Annotated in this window: 14 protein-coding genes and 1 tRNA gene; 13 read left to right on the top strand and 2 right to left on the bottom strand. The window is 68.5% G+C overall.

Translation table 11 applies throughout. The features are described 5' to 3' along the window. Positions 1 to 147: 147 nt before the first annotated feature. The 8 genes from AC5RUK_RS16815 (at position 148) to AC5RUK_RS16780 (ending at position 10,093) form a co-directional block, all read left to right on the top strand. Complete coding sequence (locus AC5RUK_RS16815; protein ID WP_494152899.1) at positions 148 to 648, top strand: HNH endonuclease; 501 nt, start codon at positions 148 to 150, stop codon at positions 646 to 648. Further along, entirely contained in the window at positions 645 to 1,346 is a 702-nt protein-coding gene (mobA, locus tag AC5RUK_RS16810; RefSeq protein WP_494108343.1) for a molybdenum cofactor guanylyltransferase, read from the top strand. The genes AC5RUK_RS16815 and mobA overlap by 4 nt, the downstream gene beginning before the upstream one ends. Positions 1,347 to 1,397: 51 nt before the next feature. Beyond that, complete coding sequence (locus tag AC5RUK_RS16805; protein ID WP_493987628.1) at positions 1,398 to 1,676, top strand: DUF6457 domain-containing protein; 279 nt, start codon at positions 1,398 to 1,400, stop codon at positions 1,674 to 1,676. Then, complete coding sequence (locus tag AC5RUK_RS16800; RefSeq protein WP_494108342.1) at positions 1,673 to 2,842, top strand: molybdopterin molybdotransferase MoeA; 1,170 nt, start codon at positions 1,673 to 1,675, stop codon at positions 2,840 to 2,842. The genes AC5RUK_RS16805 and AC5RUK_RS16800 overlap by 4 nt, the downstream gene beginning before the upstream one ends. Before the next feature lie 42 nt (positions 2,843 to 2,884). Next, complete coding sequence (fdhD, locus tag AC5RUK_RS16795; RefSeq protein ID WP_494152898.1) at positions 2,885 to 3,769, top strand: formate dehydrogenase accessory sulfurtransferase FdhD; 885 nt, start codon at positions 2,885 to 2,887, stop codon at positions 3,767 to 3,769. Between the two features lie 51 nt (positions 3,770 to 3,820). Next, positions 3,821 to 6,130 carry an FdhF/YdeP family oxidoreductase gene (locus tag AC5RUK_RS16790; RefSeq protein ID WP_494152897.1) on the top strand — a complete coding sequence of 770 codons (2,310 nt, stop codon included), beginning with the start codon at positions 3,821 to 3,823 and terminating at the stop codon, positions 6,128 to 6,130. Between the two features lie 738 nt (positions 6,131 to 6,868). Further along, positions 6,869 to 8,749 carry an ABC transporter ATP-binding protein gene (locus AC5RUK_RS16785; protein ID WP_494108339.1) on the top strand — a complete coding sequence of 627 codons (1,881 nt, stop codon included), beginning with the start codon at positions 6,869 to 6,871 and terminating at the stop codon, positions 8,747 to 8,749. 114 nt (positions 8,750 to 8,863) lie between these two features. Further along, a complete protein-coding gene (locus AC5RUK_RS16780) occupies positions 8,864 to 10,093 on the top strand; it encodes an ROK family transcriptional regulator (protein ID WP_493987633.1) in 1,230 nt (409 codons plus the stop codon). A 438-nt stretch (positions 10,094 to 10,531) separates the two neighbouring features. Here AC5RUK_RS16780 and AC5RUK_RS16775 read toward each other — a convergent pair. Together AC5RUK_RS16775 and AC5RUK_RS16770 are read right to left on the bottom strand one after the other, a co-directional pair. Continuing rightward, a tRNA-Arg gene (locus AC5RUK_RS16775) sits at positions 10,532 to 10,604 on the bottom strand. Positions 10,605 to 10,621: 17 nt separating this feature from the next. After that, positions 10,622 to 11,275 carry a hypothetical protein gene (locus tag AC5RUK_RS16770; RefSeq protein ID WP_494152896.1) on the bottom strand — a complete coding sequence of 218 codons (654 nt, stop codon included), beginning with the start codon at positions 11,273 to 11,275 and terminating at the stop codon, positions 10,622 to 10,624. A gap of 97 nt (positions 11,276 to 11,372) precedes the next feature. On the opposite strand from AC5RUK_RS16770, the gene pcrA reads away from it, so the two are divergent. The 5 genes from pcrA (at position 11,373) to AC5RUK_RS16745 (ending at position 18,467) form a co-directional block, all read left to right on the top strand. Then, entirely contained in the window at positions 11,373 to 13,769 is a 2,397-nt protein-coding gene (pcrA, locus tag AC5RUK_RS16765; protein ID WP_494152895.1) for a DNA helicase PcrA, read from the top strand. 76 nt (positions 13,770 to 13,845) lie between these two features. Next, positions 13,846 to 14,892, top strand: coding sequence for a mechanosensitive ion channel family protein (locus AC5RUK_RS16760; protein WP_494152894.1), 1,047 nt, complete (start codon positions 13,846 to 13,848; stop codon positions 14,890 to 14,892). Positions 14,893 to 15,112: 220 nt separating this feature from the next. Continuing rightward, positions 15,113 to 16,276: an ADP-forming succinate--CoA ligase subunit beta gene (sucC, locus tag AC5RUK_RS16755; RefSeq protein WP_494152893.1), complete on the top strand. Its 1,164-nt coding sequence runs from the start codon at positions 15,113 to 15,115 to the stop codon at positions 16,274 to 16,276. Between the two features lie 18 nt (positions 16,277 to 16,294). Beyond that, positions 16,295 to 17,215 (top strand): succinate--CoA ligase subunit alpha, encoded by a 921-nt coding sequence (gene sucD / locus AC5RUK_RS16750; RefSeq protein WP_493987638.1) that lies wholly within the window; start codon positions 16,295 to 16,297, stop codon positions 17,213 to 17,215. Between the two features lie 196 nt (positions 17,216 to 17,411). Beyond that, entirely contained in the window at positions 17,412 to 18,467 is a 1,056-nt protein-coding gene (locus AC5RUK_RS16745) for a zinc-dependent alcohol dehydrogenase family protein (RefSeq protein ID WP_494152892.1), read from the top strand. Positions 18,468 to 18,488: the final 21 nt, after the last annotated feature.

Here is an 18,488-nt window from a genome sequence, read left to right as displayed (position 1 = left end):
GCGGCATCATCCCGACGGCCCACAGGCGGTAAAAAGTTAGCGCAGAACGCACCCGCCGTCATACTCTTTGACTGTCAGTGCAGAAAATCCAGTCCCGGACCGGGATCTGAAGCACCGGTCGGGTTGGCCAGACCTAGAGGAATGTGCATGCGCACACTCGTTCTGAATGCTGGTTACGAACCCCTGGCGGTTGTCACCTTCCGCCGGGCGCTGCTTCTTGTGCTCACCGGAAAAGCCAGCGTGATTGCCGAAGACGGAGACCCCGTCGTCGGCCCCAACGACATCCTGGGCCGTCCCTCGGTCATCCTGCTCAACCGCTACATTAAGATGCCGTACAACAAGAACGCCGCGGTGACCCGCCGCGGCGTCCTGCGCCGCGACAACCATCTCTGCGCTTACTGCGGCAAGACGGCCACCACGGTGGACCACGTCAAGCCCCGGTCGCGCGGGGGAGAAGACAGTTGGGAGAACCTGGTGGCCTGCTGCCTGCGCTGCAACAACGCCAAGGGCGACCGCACGCTGGCCCAAATGGGCTGGAGCCTGCGCTTCACGCCCCGGCCGCCCAGCGGCGCCCGCTGGCGGATCCGCGACCTGGACCGTCCTGCCCCGGCCTGGAGCCAGTTCCTCGACACCCATACCGCCGCGTGACGGCTCCGGTTTTCGACGCAGTCGTGCTGGCCGGCGGCCGTTCCTCGCGCTTGGGAGGCAGCCCCAAGGCGCTGTTGCAGCTCGACGGAGTTACCTTGTTGCGCCGCACGCTGGAGGCTGTCCGCGGGGCCCAGCGGATCTCCGTCGTCGGCCCCGATGACCTGTCGGAGGAAGTGGAAGCTTTCCGCCGCACGGCCGCCCCGCAGCCGCTTCGGCTGAAGCTCACCCGGGAAGACCCGCCGTTCTCCGGACCGGCGGCGGGCATTGCTGCGGGAATCCAGGCGCTGGTCAAGGACGACGACGGCGGTGCCTCCGGGCGGGTCCAGGACGGCGACGGCGGTGCCTCCGTGCGGGCGCCGTTCACGCTGCTCTTTGCCTGCGACATGCCGATGCTGGCCGGGCTGCCGGAACTGCTGCTGCGCCACGCCGTCCTTCGGCCGGAGGCCAGGCTCTGGATCCCGGTGGACGCCGACGGCAGACAGCAGCCGCTGGCTTGCTGCGCGGACAGCGCCGCGTTGGAGGCGGCGGTGCGGAACGCCGGGGGAGCCGCCGGGCTGGCCGGCCAGCCGGTCCGGCGGCTGCTCGGCGGCCTGCCGGCTGCCGAGATCCGGCTCGAGGGTCCGTCAGGGGACCACACCTCCGACGTCGACACTTGGCAGGACGCGGGCCGCTTTGGCATTGCCCGGCCCGCCCCGTAGCCTGAAACAAACGTTGTACAAAGCCCGCGCACGGGCGGATCGGAGGCCATTGTGTCCGGAGCGGCCGAAAAGCTCTCCCCGTATGTCAGCGAACTGCTCCAGGCGCTGGAAATCGAGGACACGCCGGTTGACATCGACGCCGTGCTGGGACTGGCCGGCGTCGCGGCGCACAGTGTGGTCCGCCCGGCGGCGCCACTGACGACCTTCGTGGTGGGGTACGCCGCCGGCCTGGCCGCGGCCACCGGACAGGCCACACCCGAGGTGGCCATGCGTGCGGCCTCCCGCGTGGCCGACGAAGTGGCGCGCCGGCACGGCGCAGTGCAGGAGTGAGCGGCTCCGGCCTTCGCTGGGACGATGCCCGGGGCGCAGCCTACACCGCCGGCAAAGAAGCGGGGCGGCCGCACCCCGCAGACGTAGAGTTGGCCGCCTGCGCCGGCCGCACGCTGGCCCGCGATCTGACGGCGCTGGTGCCGGTCCCGCATTACGCGTCCTCCGCCATGGACGGCTGGGCCGTCGCCGGCACCGGGCCCTGGCGGCTGGTGCCGACCGGCAGCGCCTTGCGGCCCGGGCTGGCCGCCCCGGTCGTCACCGGAGGGCTGATCCCCGAGGGCACGGACAGCGTGCTGCGCAGTGAATGCGGGGCCGCGGCGACGGACCGGCTGGAGCTGTGTGCGGGCACGGACGGGCGGGAACTGGCCCCCGGGCGGCACATCCGTCCGGCCGGCGAGGAGACCGCCGCCGGCGCCGTCGTGGTCTCCGCCGGCACCGTGCTGACCCCTGCGCATCTGGCCGTCGCGGCGGTGTGCGGCCACGATGTGCTCCCCGTTGCCCCCGTGCCGCAGGTTTCCCTGCTGTTGACCGGCGACGAGGTCGTCACCTCCGGCATACCGGCACCGGGCCGGGTCCGGGACACGTTCGGACCCACGCTGCCGGCGATCATCGCCCGGCTCGGCGGCCGGGTGATGGACAGCCGGCGGCTGCCCGACGACTTCGCTGCCACCGAGGAAGCCATCGCCGGCTGCGCCGGCGACGTCGTCATCACCACCGGCGGAACCGGCCACTCCTCCGCCGACCACCTGCGCCGGGTGCTGGACGCGGACGGCGCCACGATCCTGGTCCCGTCCATCCGGATGCGCCCGGGGCATCCGGCACTGCTGGCCCGGCTGGCCGACGGCCGGCTGCTGGTGGGGCTGCCGGGCAATCCGCTGGCCGCCATGATGGCGCTGCTGACCCTGGCGGCTCCGCTGCTGGCGGGCATGACCGGCCGGCCGCTGGCCCGGTTGCGCACCGTGCCCGCCGGAACTGCCATGCCGCCGCTGCACGACCAAGACCGGCTGCTGCCCTACGGCCTGTCACCGGACGGGGGCGCCGTCCCCGCGGACCGCATCGGTTCGGCCATGATGCGGGGACTGGCGGCCGCGGACGGCGTGATGGTGGTGCCCGCCGCCGGCGCCGAGCCCGGCGAACAGCTGCCTGCCCTCGACCTGCCCTGGTAATGGGTGCCTTACCCTTGTTACAAGGCAGTAGAGGAGAACTTCATGGGCCGCTTGACGCAGCGCCGCAAGGTGCTCAAACTCAGTCTCGATGCGCCGGCGCGCCGCCGCGAGGACGTGATGGCGGTGGAAGAGCCGCTGGAAATCCGGCTGGCCGGCCGCGCGTTCTCGATTACCATGCGCACCCCGGGTGACGACTTCGACCTGGTGGCCGGCTTCCTGGTCTCCGAGGGCATCGTCTGGTCGCCCGAACACCTCGTTTCGATGCGCTTCTGCGCCGGCGAGGACGAGGACGGCCGGCAGACCTTCAACGTGGTGGAGGCCCAGTTGGCGCCCGGGGTGGCGCTGCCGGATCCGCGGCTGGACCGGCAGGTGGTCACCAGCAGCGCGTGCGGCATCTGCGGCACCGCCTCGATTGACGCCGTGAGCAAGCGCTCCCGTTTCCCGCTCCAGAATGACGACGGCGGAGCCTCCCCGGGCGCGGACGGCGCCGGCGGGGGCGGCGAAGTACCGCTGGACATCCTGCTGCAGTTGCCCGACCGGCTGCGCGAACAGCAGCAGGTGTTCGAGCGCACCGGCGGCGTCCACGCGGCCGGCCTGTTCAGCGTGGAGGGCGACCTGCTCTGCCTGCGTGAAGACGTGGGCCGCCACAACGCGGTGGACAAGGTCGTGGGCTGGGCGCTGCGCGAGGGGCGGTTGCCGCTGCGGAACACGGTGCTGCAGGTCTCCGGCCGGGCGTCGTTCGAACTCGTCCAGAAGGCCTATCTCGCGGGTATCCCCGTCCTGTCGGCCGTGAGCGCGCCGTCCTCGCTCGCCGTCGAACTGGCGGAAAAGGTGGGGCTGACGCTGGCCGGTTTCAGCCGCGGACGCAGCATTAACGTGTATGCGCACCCCGGGCGGGTCGGCGCCGCCGTCGGACATTTGGTGTAAGACTCGCCGAGCGTGTCGGAGAACCGGTGTGAGCCGGGATACATTAGGGGTATGACTCGTCCCGGACCCGTGAATGACATTGATGAAAGCACCCTGAAGGTCAAGGAACCGAAGAAGGCCGCCGCCGGTCTTTCGGCTGTAAAGGTTGCGCTGGAGCGCGGCATTGAGCAGGCCGGCGTCGTCCGCACCGCCCGGTCGCTGCTCAGGATCAACCATCGTGGCGGCTTCGACTGCCCGGGCTGCGCCTGGCCCGAATCCATCACCGGGCCGCGCAAGCCGGCCGAGTTCTGCGAAAACGGCGCCAAGGCCGTGGCGGAGGAGAACACCAAGCGCACCGTCACGCCCGAGTTCTGGGCGCGCCACTCCATCGAAGAGCTCTCCACGAAGACCGAGTACTGGCTGGGCCAGCAGGGCCGGATCACCGAACCGGTCATCATCCGCGAGGGCGAGACGCACTACTCGCCGATCTCGTGGGCGGACGCGTTCAGCCTGATCGGCGAACGCATTAACGCCACGACGCCGGACCGCTGCGTGTTCTACACCTCGGGCCGCACCGCTAACGAGACCGCGTTCATGTACCAGCTCTTCGCGCGCTCGCTGGGCACCAACAACCTGCCGGACTGCTCCAACATGTGCCACGAATCCTCCGGCAGCGCACTGAACCCGACCATCGGCATAGGCAAGGGCACCGTGTCGCTGGAGGACATCCACCACTCGGAGCTGATCTTCGTGGTCGGACAGAACCCGGGGACCAACCACCCGCGCATGCTGTCGGCGCTCAAGGAGTGCAAGGACAACGGCGGCACCATCGTGGCGGTGAATCCGCTGCCCGAAACCGGACTCATGGCGTTCAAGGACCCGCAGTCGGTGGACGGGCTGCTGCGCGGCGGAACCGCGTTGGCCGACGAATTCCTGCAAATCAAAGTGGGCGGGGACCTCGCCCTGTTCCAGGCGCTGGGACACCTGCTGCTGGAAGAAGAAGACCGTGCCCCGGGCACCGTCGTCGACAAGGCTTTCATCGCGGCGAATACCGAAGGCTTCGAGGAGTACGTCGAAGCCCGCCAGCACATCGACTGGGCCGAAACCGAGAAGGCGACCGGGTTGTCCCGGCTGGAGATCGCCAAGGTGGCAGGGCTGCTGGCCAAGTCCAAGGCCACCATCATTTGCTGGGCGCTGGGCCTGACCCAGCAGCCGCATTCGGTGGACACCCTGCGCGAGATCATCAACCTGCTGCTGCTCCAGGGCAACTTCGGCAAGCCCGGCGCGGGCGCCTGCCCGGTCCGCGGCCACTCCAACGTCCAGGGCGACCGCACCATGGGCATCTGGGAAAAGCCGAAGGAATGGCTGCTGGCCGCGCTGGACAAGGAATTCGGCATCACCTCGCCCCGGGAGCACGGCGTCGACTCCACCGAGGCGCTCGACGCCTTCGCCGACGGCAAGGTGGATGTCTTCGTATCCATGGGCGGCAACTTCGCCCTGGCGAACTCGGAGACCGAGGCGCTGGAAGAAGGCATGAAGAAGGCCGGCCTGACGGTGCACGTGTCGACCAAGCCCAACCGCTCGCACGTGGTGCACGGCAAGACCTCGCTGATCCTGCCGACGCTGGGCCGCACCGACCGGGACGACAAGCACCCCAAGGGCGCGCAGTTCCTCTCCGTGGAAGACTCCATGTCCGTCGTCCGGTCCACGCAGGGCCGGCTGGAACCGGTCAGCGAGCACCTGCTGGCCGAACCGGTGATCATCGCCCGGATGGCCCAGGCCACCTTCGGGGACGACCACCCGGTGGACTGGCGGGCGATGGCCGAGGACTACGACGTGATCAGGGACCACATTTCCCGGGTGCTGCCCGGATTCGAGGACTTCAACACGCGGATCCGGAACAAGAGCGGCTTCGTGCTGCCCAACCCGCCGCGCGACACCCGGTCCTTCGCCACCGACATCGGCAAGGCCCGCTTCACGGTCAGCCCGCTGGAGTACCTTGAGGCGCCCGAGGGGCACCTGATCCTGCAGACCATCCGCAGCCACGACCAGTACAACACCACGTTCTACGGCTTGGATGACCGCTACCGGGGCATCTCCAACGGGCGGCGGGTCATCCTGGTGCATCCGGACGATTTGGCCGAACTGGGCTTCGCGGACCGCGACCTGGTGGATGTGATCAGTACGTTCAAGGGCAACGAGCGTCGCGCGGACGAGTTCCGCCTGGTGTCCTACCCGACGGCGCGCGGCTGTGCGGCCGCCTACTTCCCGGAGGCCAACGTGCTGGTCCACCGGGACCTCGTGGCCCGGGAGTCCAACACGCCCGGGTTCAAGGCCATGACGGTGCGCTTCGTCCCGCACGAGGAGAAGCAGCTCAGCTGACGCCGGGCTGGCACGACTGCGGCTGGCGCGGCACCGGGCGGTGGCGCGACGGCGGCTGGCGCGGCATCCGGGCAGCGGCCGCCGGCGGGGGGTGTGGCGCGACGGCGGCTGGCGAGGCACCGGGCGAAGGCGCGACGGCGGCTGGCGCGGCATCCGGGCAGCGGCCGCCGGCGGGGGGCGTGGCGCGACGGCGGCTGGCGCGGCACCCGGGCAGCGGTCGCCGGCGGGAGGCGCCGTGGGCGGTGGCGCGATACCCGGGCAGCGGCCGCCGGCGGGAGACGCGGTGGATGACAGCGTTCAGTCGGGCTCAGGGGTTGGCGTCCAGATCACCGGTTGCAGCCCCTGAGCTCGCGGCGAGGTCTCCCTTTGGCGTCCAGATCGGGGACTATAGCAGGCGATCTCGACGCTAAACCCTGTACTCGCCGAACCGGCTGCAAAACCGGGTGGGAGCTCGCGCCGTAAAGCGCGCGGGGGTGCCAACCAGAACGGGCGGAAGCCTGTGCCGTAAACCGCGCGGGGGTGCCAACCAGAACGGGCGGGAGCTCGCGCCCGTAAACCGGGCGGGGGCGCCAACAGAGACAGCTTTCCGCCCGCGCCGGCAAACCGCCCAGGACGCCTCGCGTCTGTCCCGCCCCGCCATCCAGGACAGCTTCCGGCCGCATGGCCAACGGCAGGAACACCAGGGCGCCCGGAATGGTTCTAGGGTTGCAGTAGCACCATCAGCCGTTAGGAGCCATCATGTCCATGGAAGGGGCAGCCTGGAGTTCGCTGTACCGGCTTTCGCACTCGAAGGACCAGAAGTCCTTCTCGCGGGAGACAGTCCGCCGGACCTTTGCGTTCGCCGCGCCCTACAAGGGCAAGATCGTGATCTTCGTGCTGCTCTCCGTGGTGACCGCCACGTTGGCCGTTGCCACGCCGGTGCTCGCCGGCCAGGTGGTGGACGCGATCGTGGCCAGGACCGGCGTCGAGGTAGTGGCCTGGCTGGCCGTGGTCATCGCCCTGGTGGCCATCGCCGACGCCGGACTCAGCATGGTGACCCGTTGGATCTCTTCCGGGCTGGGCGAGGACATCATCCTGGACCTGCGCACCGCCGTGTTCGACCACGTCCAAAAGATGCCGATCGCCTTCTTCATGCGCACCCGCACGGGCGCGCTGGTCAGCCGGCTGAACAACGACGTGATCGGGGCGCAGCGGGCCTTCGCGGGAACGCTCTCCGGGGTGGTGAGCAACCTCGTGGCGCTGATCCTGACGCTGATCGTCATGCTGAACACCTCCTGGCAGGTCACCGTGCTGGCGCTGTTGTTGCTGCCGGTGTTCCTGCTGCCGGCCCGCCGGATGGGCAGCAGGCTCGCGGAACTGCGCCGCGAGACCGCCAACCACAACGCCGCCATGAGCACGCAGATGACCGAACGGTTCTCCGCGCCCGGAGCCACGCTGGTCAAGCTGTTCGGCCGGCCCGCCGACGAATCCCGCGAGTTCAAGCTCCGGGCCCAGCGGGTGCGCGACATCGGCATCAAGACCGCGGTGATGCAGTGGGTGTTCGTCACGGCGCTCACCCTGGTTTCCGCCCTGGCCCTGGCCCTGGTCTACGGGCTCGGCGGCTTCTACGCGATCATCGGCCGGTTGGATCCGGGCGACGTGGTGACGCTGGCGCTCCTGCTCACCCGCCTGTATGCGCCGCTGACGGCCTTGGCGAACGCCCGGGTGGAGATCTCCAGTGCGCTGGTCAGCTTCGAGCGCGTCTTCGAAGTGCTGGACCTGAAGCCCCTGATTACGGAAAAGGACGACGCCGGCGCCGTGCCGCCGGGCCCGGTCTCCGTCGAGTTCAAGGACGTGCGGTTCGCCTACCCGTCCGCCGAGAAGGTGTCGCTGGCCTCGCTGGAGGAGGTAGCGACCCTCGACGCCCGCGGCGGCGAGGAGGTGCTGCACGGGATCAGCTTCCGGGTGGAACCGGGCCAGACGGTGGCGCTGGTGGGGTCCTCGGGGGCCGGGAAGTCCACCATGGCCCAGTTGCTGGCCCGCCTGTACGACGTGGATTCCGGTTCCGTTAAGCTTTCGGGCACCGATGTCCGTGACCTGAGCTTCGAGGCACTGCGCGGAACAATCGGCATGGTGACCCAGGACGGGCACCTGTTCCACGAAACCATCCGGTCCAACCTGCTGTTGGCCCGGCCGGAGGCCAGCGATGACGAGATCTGGGACGTGCTCCGCCGTGCCCGGCTGGAGGACCTGATCCGGTCCTTGCCGGATGGCCTGGACACCATGGTGGGGGAGCGAGGCTACCGGCTCTCCGGCGGCGAACGGCAGCGGATGACCATCGCCCGCTTGCTGCTGGGCCATCCCCGGGTGGTCATCCTGGACGAGGCGACAGCCGCGTTGGACTCCACCAACGAAGCGGCCGTGCAGGCGGCGCTCACCGAGGCGCTCGAGGGGCGCACCGCCGTCGTTATTGCCCACCGGCTATCCACCGTGCGCTCCGCTGACCGGATCCTCGTGATTGAGGGCGGCCGGATTGTGGAGCAGGGCACGCACGCCCAGCTGCTGGCCTTGGAGGGCCGCTACGCCGAGCTGTACCGGACCCAGTTCCTCAGCGATACCCGGGTGGCCGGCTTGGCCTGAGGGCGGCGGTCCGGACTGCGCGAGAAAGGCGGCCGCGCCGCGGGTGTGGTCAGCCCGCTCAATGGCTAGAGTTGCTCTGGGTCCCACACATCGAATGAGTGGAAAGCGGGTGCGATGCAGCGCGGAACCAACCTTGGCCGCCTGGGCGGCTATAACCAGGCCGTGATCCTTAACGCCATCCGCCGTGCCCGCGAGGGAATCGCCCGGGTGGAACTGGTGGAGAGCACCGGACTGTCCCCGCAAACAATCTCCAATGTGGTGCGCCGGCTGGTGGACGAAGGCCTGGTGCGCGAAGACCGCAAGACCGTCAGCGGGCCCGGCAAGCCGCGCACCGTGCTGCAGTTGGAGGTTTCCAGCCGGCTGGCCATCGGCATCCACCTCGACCCCGTGGTCATGACCCTGGTCGTGCTGAACCTCGACGGCGAGGTGGTGGCGCGTGCCCGGCACGACGTTCCCACTGCCGGCCAACCGGACGGCATAGCCGCTGCCATGGCCGCCGCAACGGAGGCGCTGATCACCGCCTCCGGCATCAAGCGCAACCGCATCCTGGGCATCGGGCTGGCTGCACCCGGGCCGATCGACGCGGCCGAAGGGACGGTGGTGGATCCGCCGATGATGCGCGAGTGGACGTCGGTGCCGTTGCGCGAACCCCTGCGTGCCCTGACGGGCCTGCCGGTGCTGATGGACAAGGACACGACAACCGCGGCGGTGGCGGAACTATGGGCCAGTGGACGGCCGGAGCCCGAGAACTTCGTGTTCGTTTACCTGGGCACGGGCCTGGGCGCCGGCGTGGTGCTCGAAGGCCAGGTGCTGCGCGGCGCCTCCGGCAACATCGGCGAGATCGGCCATTTCCCGGTGGAGGCGGAGGTCCCGCCGTGTGACTGCGGAAAACGCACCTGCGTTGGCATGGCGCTGAACTTCGGCACGCTGTTCCAACAGGCCGTGGAGGCCGGGCTGTTCCCGGCCGATGCCGAGCTGGGGGACCGTCACCAGGCCACGGAAAGGATCCTCGCGCTCTTCCGCATGGCCAGCGAGGGCGAGCCGGCGGCCGCGGCCATCATCGCCCGGGCGGCCCGGTTGCTGGGCGGAACCGTCGCGCAGGTGGCCAATATCCTGGACGTGGACCGCGTCATCTTTGGCGGCCCGCTGTGGGACGGCCTGGACGAACTGGCGCTGCCGATCCTGCGCGAGGAGATCAACAAGCGCTTCGTCTCGCGGGCAATCCACGGGGTCGACGTGGTGTCGTCCTCGCTGGGATTCGAGGTGGGAGCCGTCGGCGGCGCCTGCCTGGTGCTGGACGACGCCCTCTCACCCAAGGCCAGCGGGCTGCTCCTGGGCAACTAGCCGGGACGCAGGCCCGTGTTTTACCACGCGACCCCGGCGTGAATGGGCGCGTCCTCGTGCCATAAACGGTCCCCGGAGTTGCTTTATTAAATCCAATCGATTTAGATATATGGTGACGGCAGTGCCTGCGGTGCGTACGCTCCGGGAAGGAACGGTCCCGGAGCGGCTTACGTGCTTCAGGGGAACGGCGCGGCCGTCGGCCAACAAGCGGCGGGAAGATGCTGCTGGCTCCGGCGAACGGGAAGAACCGGAACCAGCGGTCCCAGCTGACAGGGATTCCTGGCCGCTTCGGTGGAAGGCACCACAGCCGGCTACCGTCTGTGCTTCCGTGGGGGGTTGCACAGGCGGCGGTCGGCTGCCCTTTTAACGGCCGCTCTCGGTCGCCCGCATGCCGCCCTCAAGGACGCCTGGCGTTTCGCCGGCAGGTCCGGCAGGAAGTGCCCCCGGGCAGATTCGAACTGCCGACACCCGCTTTAGGAGAGCGGTGCTCTATCCCCTGAGCTACGGGGGCAACGCCAAAAGCTTAGCTTAAGTGGCGCTGCCGGCTGGCGCGGCGGCCGATTCTCCGGCCCGCTTGGGGTTACGCGTGAAGACCGCGACGACGGCGGCGACCAGGCTCAGCCCGAACAGGATGGACTTGGCTACCGTGAGGAAGCTCGCCAGCGACGCGTCGCCCACCGGGTCCGTGGCCAGCACGGCGTCGAGGGCGGTGTTTTCGCCCAGGTCCGCTGCCACATAAAGCACGACGACGGCCCAGGCGAGCCAGCGCCCGCGCAGGCGGCGGATTTGCTGCCCCAGCAGGATCAGCCAGGTGAAGCCGAACAGCAACGGGAAGATGGTGTCTGCGGTCTTGTGCCAGTAGTTGTATTGCCCGGCGCCGTCTTCGCCGAACGCGGTGCGCACCTGCTGGACGTACTCGGTGGAATATCCGCCGATGAGCGTGTCCGGCATGGCCAGCCCTCCGGTCAGCTGGGAGAACTGCGGCATCACGAGCAGGAACGAGTAGCCGAACAGCAAGGCCGAGACCGCGGCTCCGGCGATGACGATCAGGTTCGCGTTGCCGGCAGCGCGCTGGGGAGACCGGGTGCTGCCGGGAACGGCAGGCTTGGCTGCGGCGCCGCCTGGGGCCGGGGCCGCCGCCGCACCGTGTTTCTTCGCGCGCTGTGCGGGGGTTTTGGACATACAACCATTATGCCGCTGGAGGTCCTGCGTCGGCCGTTGGCGGAAGTCGCCGCCGGCGTCCCGCAGTGTCGGTGGCGGCTAATAGACTTAGGGAACCATGGATTTCCTCACCGACCCGGACTTCGACCCGCATGTTGCCTCTCCGCCCGCTCCGCATCTGCCCGGCGCCGAAGAGCTGCTCTCGGGGCTGAACCCGCAGCAGGAAGAGGCGGTCAAGCATGCCGGTTCCCCGCTGCTGATCGTCGCCGGTGCCGGATCCGGCAAGACCCGGGTGCTCAGCCACCGCATCGCGTACCTGCTGGCCACCCGCCGCGCGCGGCCGGGGGAAATCCTCGCCATCACCTTCACCAACAAAGCCGCGGCGGAGATGCGGGAGCGGATCGAGTCGCTGGTGGGGGACCCGGCCAAGCGGATGTGGATCTCCACGTTCCACTCGTCCTGCGTGAAGATCCTGCGCCGCGAAGCCAAGCACGTGGGGCTGAACTCGAACTTCTCCATCTACGATTCGGCCGACACGCTGCGGATGGTCAGCCAGGTGGCCAAGGGGCTGGACCTGGACCCAAAGCGCTTCCCGCCCAAGTCCATTCAGCACAAGATCTCGGCGCTGAAGAATGAACTGATCGACGACGAGTCCTACGCCTCCAGCGCCAACTATTCGGATCCGTTCGAGCAGGCGGTGGCCTCGGTCTACACCGGTTACACCCAGCGGATGCGCCAGGCCAACGCCATGGACTTCGACGACCTGATCGCGCAGGTTGTCTTCATTTTCCAGGCGTTCCCGGCGATTGCCGACTCCTACCGCCGCCGCTTCCGCCATGTGCTGGTGGACGAATACCAGGACACCAACCATGCCCAGTACCGGCTGGTGCGCGAGCTGACCAAGGAGTCCGAGGACGGGTCGGTACCCGCCGGTGAACTGACCGTGGTGGGCGACTCGGACCAGTCCATCTACGCCTTCCGTGGGGCGGACGTGCGCAACATCGTCGATTTCGAGAAGGACTACGCCAGCGCGCGCACCATCCTGCTGGAACAGAACTACCGCTCGACCCAAACCATCCTGACCGCGGCCAACTCGGTGATTTCCCGGAACCCGGACCGCCCGGCCAAGCGGCTCTGGACCGCCGAGGGAGACGGCGAGAGGATCATTGGCTACGTGGGCGAAAACGAGCACGACGAGGCCCGCTTCATCACCGGCGAGATCGACCGGCTGCAGGACTCCGAAGGGATCCGCCCCGGCGACATCGCCATTTTCTACCGCACCAACGCCCAGTCCCGTTCCATCGAGGACTTGCTGGTCCGGGTGGGACTGCCCTACAAGGTGGTCGGCGGCACCCGCTTCTACGAGCGCAAGGAAATCAAGGACGCGCTGGCCTACCTGCGGGTCTTGGCGAACCCGGACGACGTCGTGAACCTGCGCCGCATCCTCAACGAACCGAAGCGCGGGATCGGCGACCGTGCCGAGTACGCCGTCGCCGCGCTGGCGGAACGGGACCGGATCTCGTTCATGGACGCGCTGCGCCGTGCCGAGGAGGCACCCGGCATGGCCACCCGGTCGGTGAACGCGGTCGCTGGATTCGTGAAGCTCATCGACGACCTGGCCGAAGTCGCCGCCGGATCCGGTGCGGCCGCCGCGCTGGAGGCCGTGCTGGAGCAGACCGGCTACCTGGCCATGCTGCGCCAGAGCAGCGACCCGCAGGATGAATCCCGGGTGGAGAACCTGGCCGAGCTCGTGGCCGTGGTGCGCGAATACGAACGGGACAATCCGGAAGGGTCGCTGTCCGAGTTCCTGGAGCAGGTGGCGCTGGTGGCCGACGCGGACCAGATTCCGGACGCCCCGGACGCCAAGGCGGCGCAGTTGGCCAAGGACCAAGGCGTGGTGACGCTGATGACCCTGCACACCGCCAAGGGGCTGGAGTTCCCGGTGGTGTTCCTCACCGGCATGGAACACGGAATCTTCCCGCACCAGCGCTCCATGACCGACCCGGCGGAGCTGGCCGAAGAGCGGCGGTTGGCCTATGTGGGCCTGACGCGCGCCCGCCAGCGGCTGTACCTGACCCGGTCCGAGTCCCGCAGCATGTGGGGCCAGAGCCAGTTCAATCCGGCCAGCCAGTTCATCGAAGAGGTCCCGGCCGAACTCATCGACTGGAAGCGTGAAGGCACGGCCCGCCCGACGTTTGCCTCCGCGGGCAGCTTCGGGTCCAGCCGCTACGGGGGATCGCACTGGGGTGCAGGGGCCTCCGGCAGTCAGGACATCAGCAATATGCGCGGATCGGCGCCCTCGATCACCAGTGCCAAGACCCGGGCCGGACGTGTGCAGCCGCAGAAGGAAGTCATCGCGCTGTCCATCGGCGACAAGGTCAACCACGCCAGCTTCGGCAACGGGACGGTTTTGGGCCTCGAGGGTGCGGGCGACAAGACCGTGGCCAAGGTGAAATTCGACGCCGGCGAGAAGCGGCTGCTGCTGCGCTATGCGCCGCTGACCAAGATGGGCTGACCTCCGCTGGGAGATTCGCCACGTTCGCGCCCGCGCATTTGGCAGCGGCCGGACGCGGCGCTTACCGTTCTTATCCATGGACCACGTGGACATTAGGACTTTGGAACGGCTGGCAACCCCCGATTTTTGGCTTGACAAGCCGCTGCGCGTTTCGCTGATCCTGCTGGGTGGATTCATGCTGAACATGGTGCTGCGGATGGTGATCAAACGCGTCACCGGAAAGATCGCCGACGGCGAGACCGCCAAGCTGGACAAATTCGACCCTGCGGCGCCCAAGAACACAAAAGACCCGCGCTACTGGCTGATTCAGGACTCGCCGATCGCCGCGGTTCGCCGGGCCCAGCGCTCGAAGACGATCGGATCGGTGCTGCGTTCGATCACCACCATCGTGCTGGCCAGCATCACCGTGCTGATGGTGCTCACGGAGCTGGACTTCAACCTTGGCCCGGTACTGGCCAGTGCCGGCATTGCCGGCGTCGCTATTGGTTTTGGCGCCCAGACCCTGGTCAAGGACTACCTGTCCGGGCTGTTCATGGTGGCCGAAGACCAGTACGGCATCGGCGACGTGGTCGACTTGGGCGAGGCATCCGGCACAGTGGAGTCGGTCGGTCTGCGGGTCACCCAGGTGCGCGCCGTGGACGGCACGCTGTGGCACGTTCGCAACGGGGAGATCCTGCGGGTGGGTAACTCCTCGCAGGGCTGGGCGCGGGCCGTGCTGGACATCCCGGTTCCCTACGACTCCGACGTGGAAAAGGTTTCCGATCTGATCCTCCAGACCGCCATGGAACTGCGCATGGACGAGGACTACCGCAGGCTGATCCTGGACGACCCGGAGGTCTGGGGCGTCGAAGCGCTCACCGGCGAATCCGTGGTGATCCGGCTGGCAATCCGGACCAAGCCGCTGGAACAGTGGGGCATCGCGCGCGTGATGCGGGCCCGGCTGAAGAGCGCACTGGCCCAGGAAGGCCTGCGGATCCCGCTGCTGAACCAGACCGTCATCCGGGGCGGCGCGCCGGCAGCCGCCGCCGCGCAGGGCGGGGACACCGCAGCGCAGGGCGGGGACACCGCAGCGCAGGGCGGGGACACCGCCGTCGCCCCTCGGGAAGACAGCGGCAAGCGTTAGCCGTGCCGCCCCGTTACCCCAAGCCGTGACGATTCTACAAGTTGTAGAAGTGTGCCCTTGGCCACTAAAGCGGTACTCTGGGACCGGCTCCCGAGGCCAAAGGGGCTAGAGTTCCCCATGGAGCACTGCAGGCATCCGCCGCCGTCCGTGGTCATCGCCACGGCCAACCGCGGATGCCGCTCCGAGTCAGAAACGACTTCGACGTAGAAGGACACAACCCGTGGACCTGTATGAATACCAGGCGCGCGATCTCTTCGAGGCACACGGAGTACCCGTGCTGGCTGGAATCGTTGCGTACACCCCAGAAGAAGCCAAGGCAGCTGCTGAGAAAATTGGCGGCGTAGTTGTCGTCAAGGCTCAGGTGAAGGTCGGAGGCCGCGGCAAGGCCGGTGGCGTCAAGGTCGCCAAGACCCCCGACGAGGCGTTTGAACACGCCTCCAACATCCTCGGCATGGATATCAAGGGCCACACCGTCAAGAAGGTCATGATCGCGCAGGGCGCCGACATCGCCGAGGAGTACTACTTCTCCGTGCTGCTGGACCGCGCGAACCGCAACTACCTGGCCATGTGCTCGGTGGAGGGCGGCATGGAGATCGAGCAGCTCGCCGTGGAGCGCCCGGACGCCCTGGCCAAGGTTGCCATCGACCCGGCCGTGGGCATCGACCAGGCCAAGGCCGACGAGATCGTCGCCGAGGCCGGCTTCGCCGAGGACCTTCGCCCCAAGGTCGCCGAGGTCATCGTCAAGCTCTGGGACGTGTTCATCAAGGAAGACGCCACCCTGGTTGAGGTCAACCCGCTGGTCAAGACCGGCGCCGGCGACATCGTCGCCCTGGACGGCAAGGTCTCGCTGGACGAGAACGCCTCCTTCCGCCAGCCCGGCCACGAGGAGCTCGAGGACAAGGACGCCGCAAATCCGCTCGAGTCCAAGGCCAAGGAACTGGACCTGAACTACGTCAAGCTCGACGGACAGGTCGGCATCATCGGCAACGGCGCAGGGCTGGTCATGTCCACCCTGGATGTCGTCGCCTACGCCGGCGAGAAGCACAACAACGTCAAGCCCGCCAACTTCCTGGACATCGGCGGCGGCGCCTCGGCCGAGGTCATGGCCGCCGGCCTGGACGTCATCCTCAACGACGAGCAGGTCAAGAGCGTGTTCGTGAACGTCTTCGGCGGCATCACCGCGTGCGACGCGGTCGCCAACGGCATCGTCAAGGCCCTGGAAATCCTGGGCGAGAAGGCCACCAAGCCGCTGGTTGTCCGTTTGGACGGCAACAACGTCGACGAAGGCCGGCAGATCCTGCTCAACGCCAACCACCCGCTGGTCACCCTGGCCCTGACCATGGACCAGGGCGCCGACAAGGCCGCCGAGCTGGCCAACGCCTAAGGACCGAGGAACTAAAACATGTCTATCTTCATCAATAAGGACTCGAAGGTCATCGTCCAGGGCATCACCGGTGGCGAAGGCTCCAAGCACACGGCGCGCATGCTGCACGCCGGCACCAACATCGTTGGCGGCGTGAACGCGCGCAAGGCCGGCACCACCGTCACCCACGGCGAGAAGACCCTGCCGGTGTTCGGCACGGTCAAGGAAGCCGTCGCCGAGACCGGTGCCGACGTCTCCATCGTTTTCGTCCCGCCGGCCTTCACCAAGGACGCCGTGGTCGAGGCCATCGAGGCCGAAATCGGCCTGGTCGTGGTAATCACCGAGGGCGTGCCGGTTCAGGACTCGGCCGAGTTCTGGGCGCTGGCCCAGTCCAAGAAGGACTCCGACGGCAACCAGATCACCCGCATCATCGGCCCGAACTGCCCGGGCATCATCACGCCGGGCGAGTCGCTGGTGGGCATCACCCCGGCGAACATCACCGGCAAGGGCGGCGTGGGCCTGGTCTCCAAGTCCGGCACGCTGACCTACCAGATGATGTACGAGCTGCGCGACCTTGGCTTCTCCACCGCCATCGGCATCGGCGGCGACCCGGTCATCGGCACCACCCACATCGACGCACTGGCTGCGTTCGAGGCCGATCCGGAAACCAAGGCGATCGTGATGATCGGCGAAATCGGCGGCGACGCCGAGGAGCGTGCCGCCGAGTACATCAAGGCCAACGTCACCAAGCCGGTTGTCGGCTACGTGGCCGGCTTCACCGCGCCGGAGGGCAAGACCATGGGCCACGCCGGCGCCATCGTCTCCGGCTCCTCGGGCACGGCCCAGGCCAAGAAGGAAGCCCTCGAGGCGGCGGGCGTGAAGGTCGGCAAGACGCCTTCCGAGACCGCGCACCTGCTGCGCGAGGTCTACCCGGACCGCGAGGAAGCCTCCAACCTCTAGGCCCCTCGCCAACAGCACCGAAGCCCGCCACCTGCGCAAGGTGGCGGGCTTCGCCTGTTCCCGGCGGCCACCGGCAAAGGTGGCGGGCTTCGCCTGTTCCCGGCGGCCACCGGCAAAGGTGGCGGGCTTCGCTTGTTCCCGGCGGCCACCGGGACCGGGCTAGGCTGGAAAGCACACCCACTGCACAGGAGGTTACATGCGCGCTGCCATCATCCACGGACCGGGTGACATCCGGGTCGAGGAACGCCCCGACCCGGAAATCCTTGCCCCCACCGACGCGATCGTGCGGGTGACTGCCACCTGCGTCTGCGGTTCCGACCTGTGGCCCTACCGCGGCATCCGCGAGCCGGGCAAACCGCATCCCATCGGCCACGAACTCATCGGCGTCGTCGCGGCCACCGGCGACGCGGTGCGGACGCTGTCGGCCGGCGACTTCGTGGTAGCCCCGTGGGCCATCAGCTGCGGCGAGTGCCCGCCCTGCCGCAACGGCGTGCAAACCTCCTGCGAACACCGGGCCAGTTGGGGAGGCCGCGACGAGCATGGCCTCCCGGTCGACGGCGGCCAGGGCGAAGCCGTGCGGGTGCCCCACGCCGACGCCACCTTGGTGGCGGTGCTGGGCGTGACCGATCCCGGGGAGGAACTGGCCAAGAGCCTGCTCACGCTCTCCGACGTGATGGGCACGGGACACCACGCGGCCATCAGCGCCAAGGTTGGTCCGGGACGCACCGTCGTCGTCGTGGGTGACGGCGCCGTCGGACTGTGCGGAGTGCTGGCAGCCAAGCGGCTGGGTGCCGAGCGGATCATCGCGATGTCCCGCCACGACGACCGGGCGGCACTGGCGCGCGAATTCGGCGCGACCGACGTCGTGGCGGAACGCGGCAAGGCCGCCGCCGAAAGGGTCAAAGAGCTGCTCGGCGGCGTGCTGGCCGATTCGGTGCTCGAATGCGTGGGCACGGCGGAGTCGATGGACCAGGCGCTGCGCTGCACCAGGCCCGGCGGATCAGTCGGCTTCGTGGGTGTCCCCGCCGGTGGCGCCGAACTGCCCATCGGGGTGTTGTTCTCCAAGAACATTGCCGTCGCCGGCGGCGCCGCGCCCACCCGCGAATACCTTCCGGAACTCCTCGAGGACGTCCTGGCCGGGAAGATCAACCCCGGCAGGGTCTTCGACGCGGTCATGCCCCTCGCCGAGGCCGCTGAAGCTTACCGGGCCATGGACGAACGCCGCGCCATCAAGGTGCTGCTGCGGCCCTAGCCGCGGCCAGTCTCCCCGCCA

It is taken from the genome of Arthrobacter sp. Y3223065 (assembly GCF_059090885.1).
This window is presented reverse-complemented; position numbering and strand designations above follow the sequence as displayed.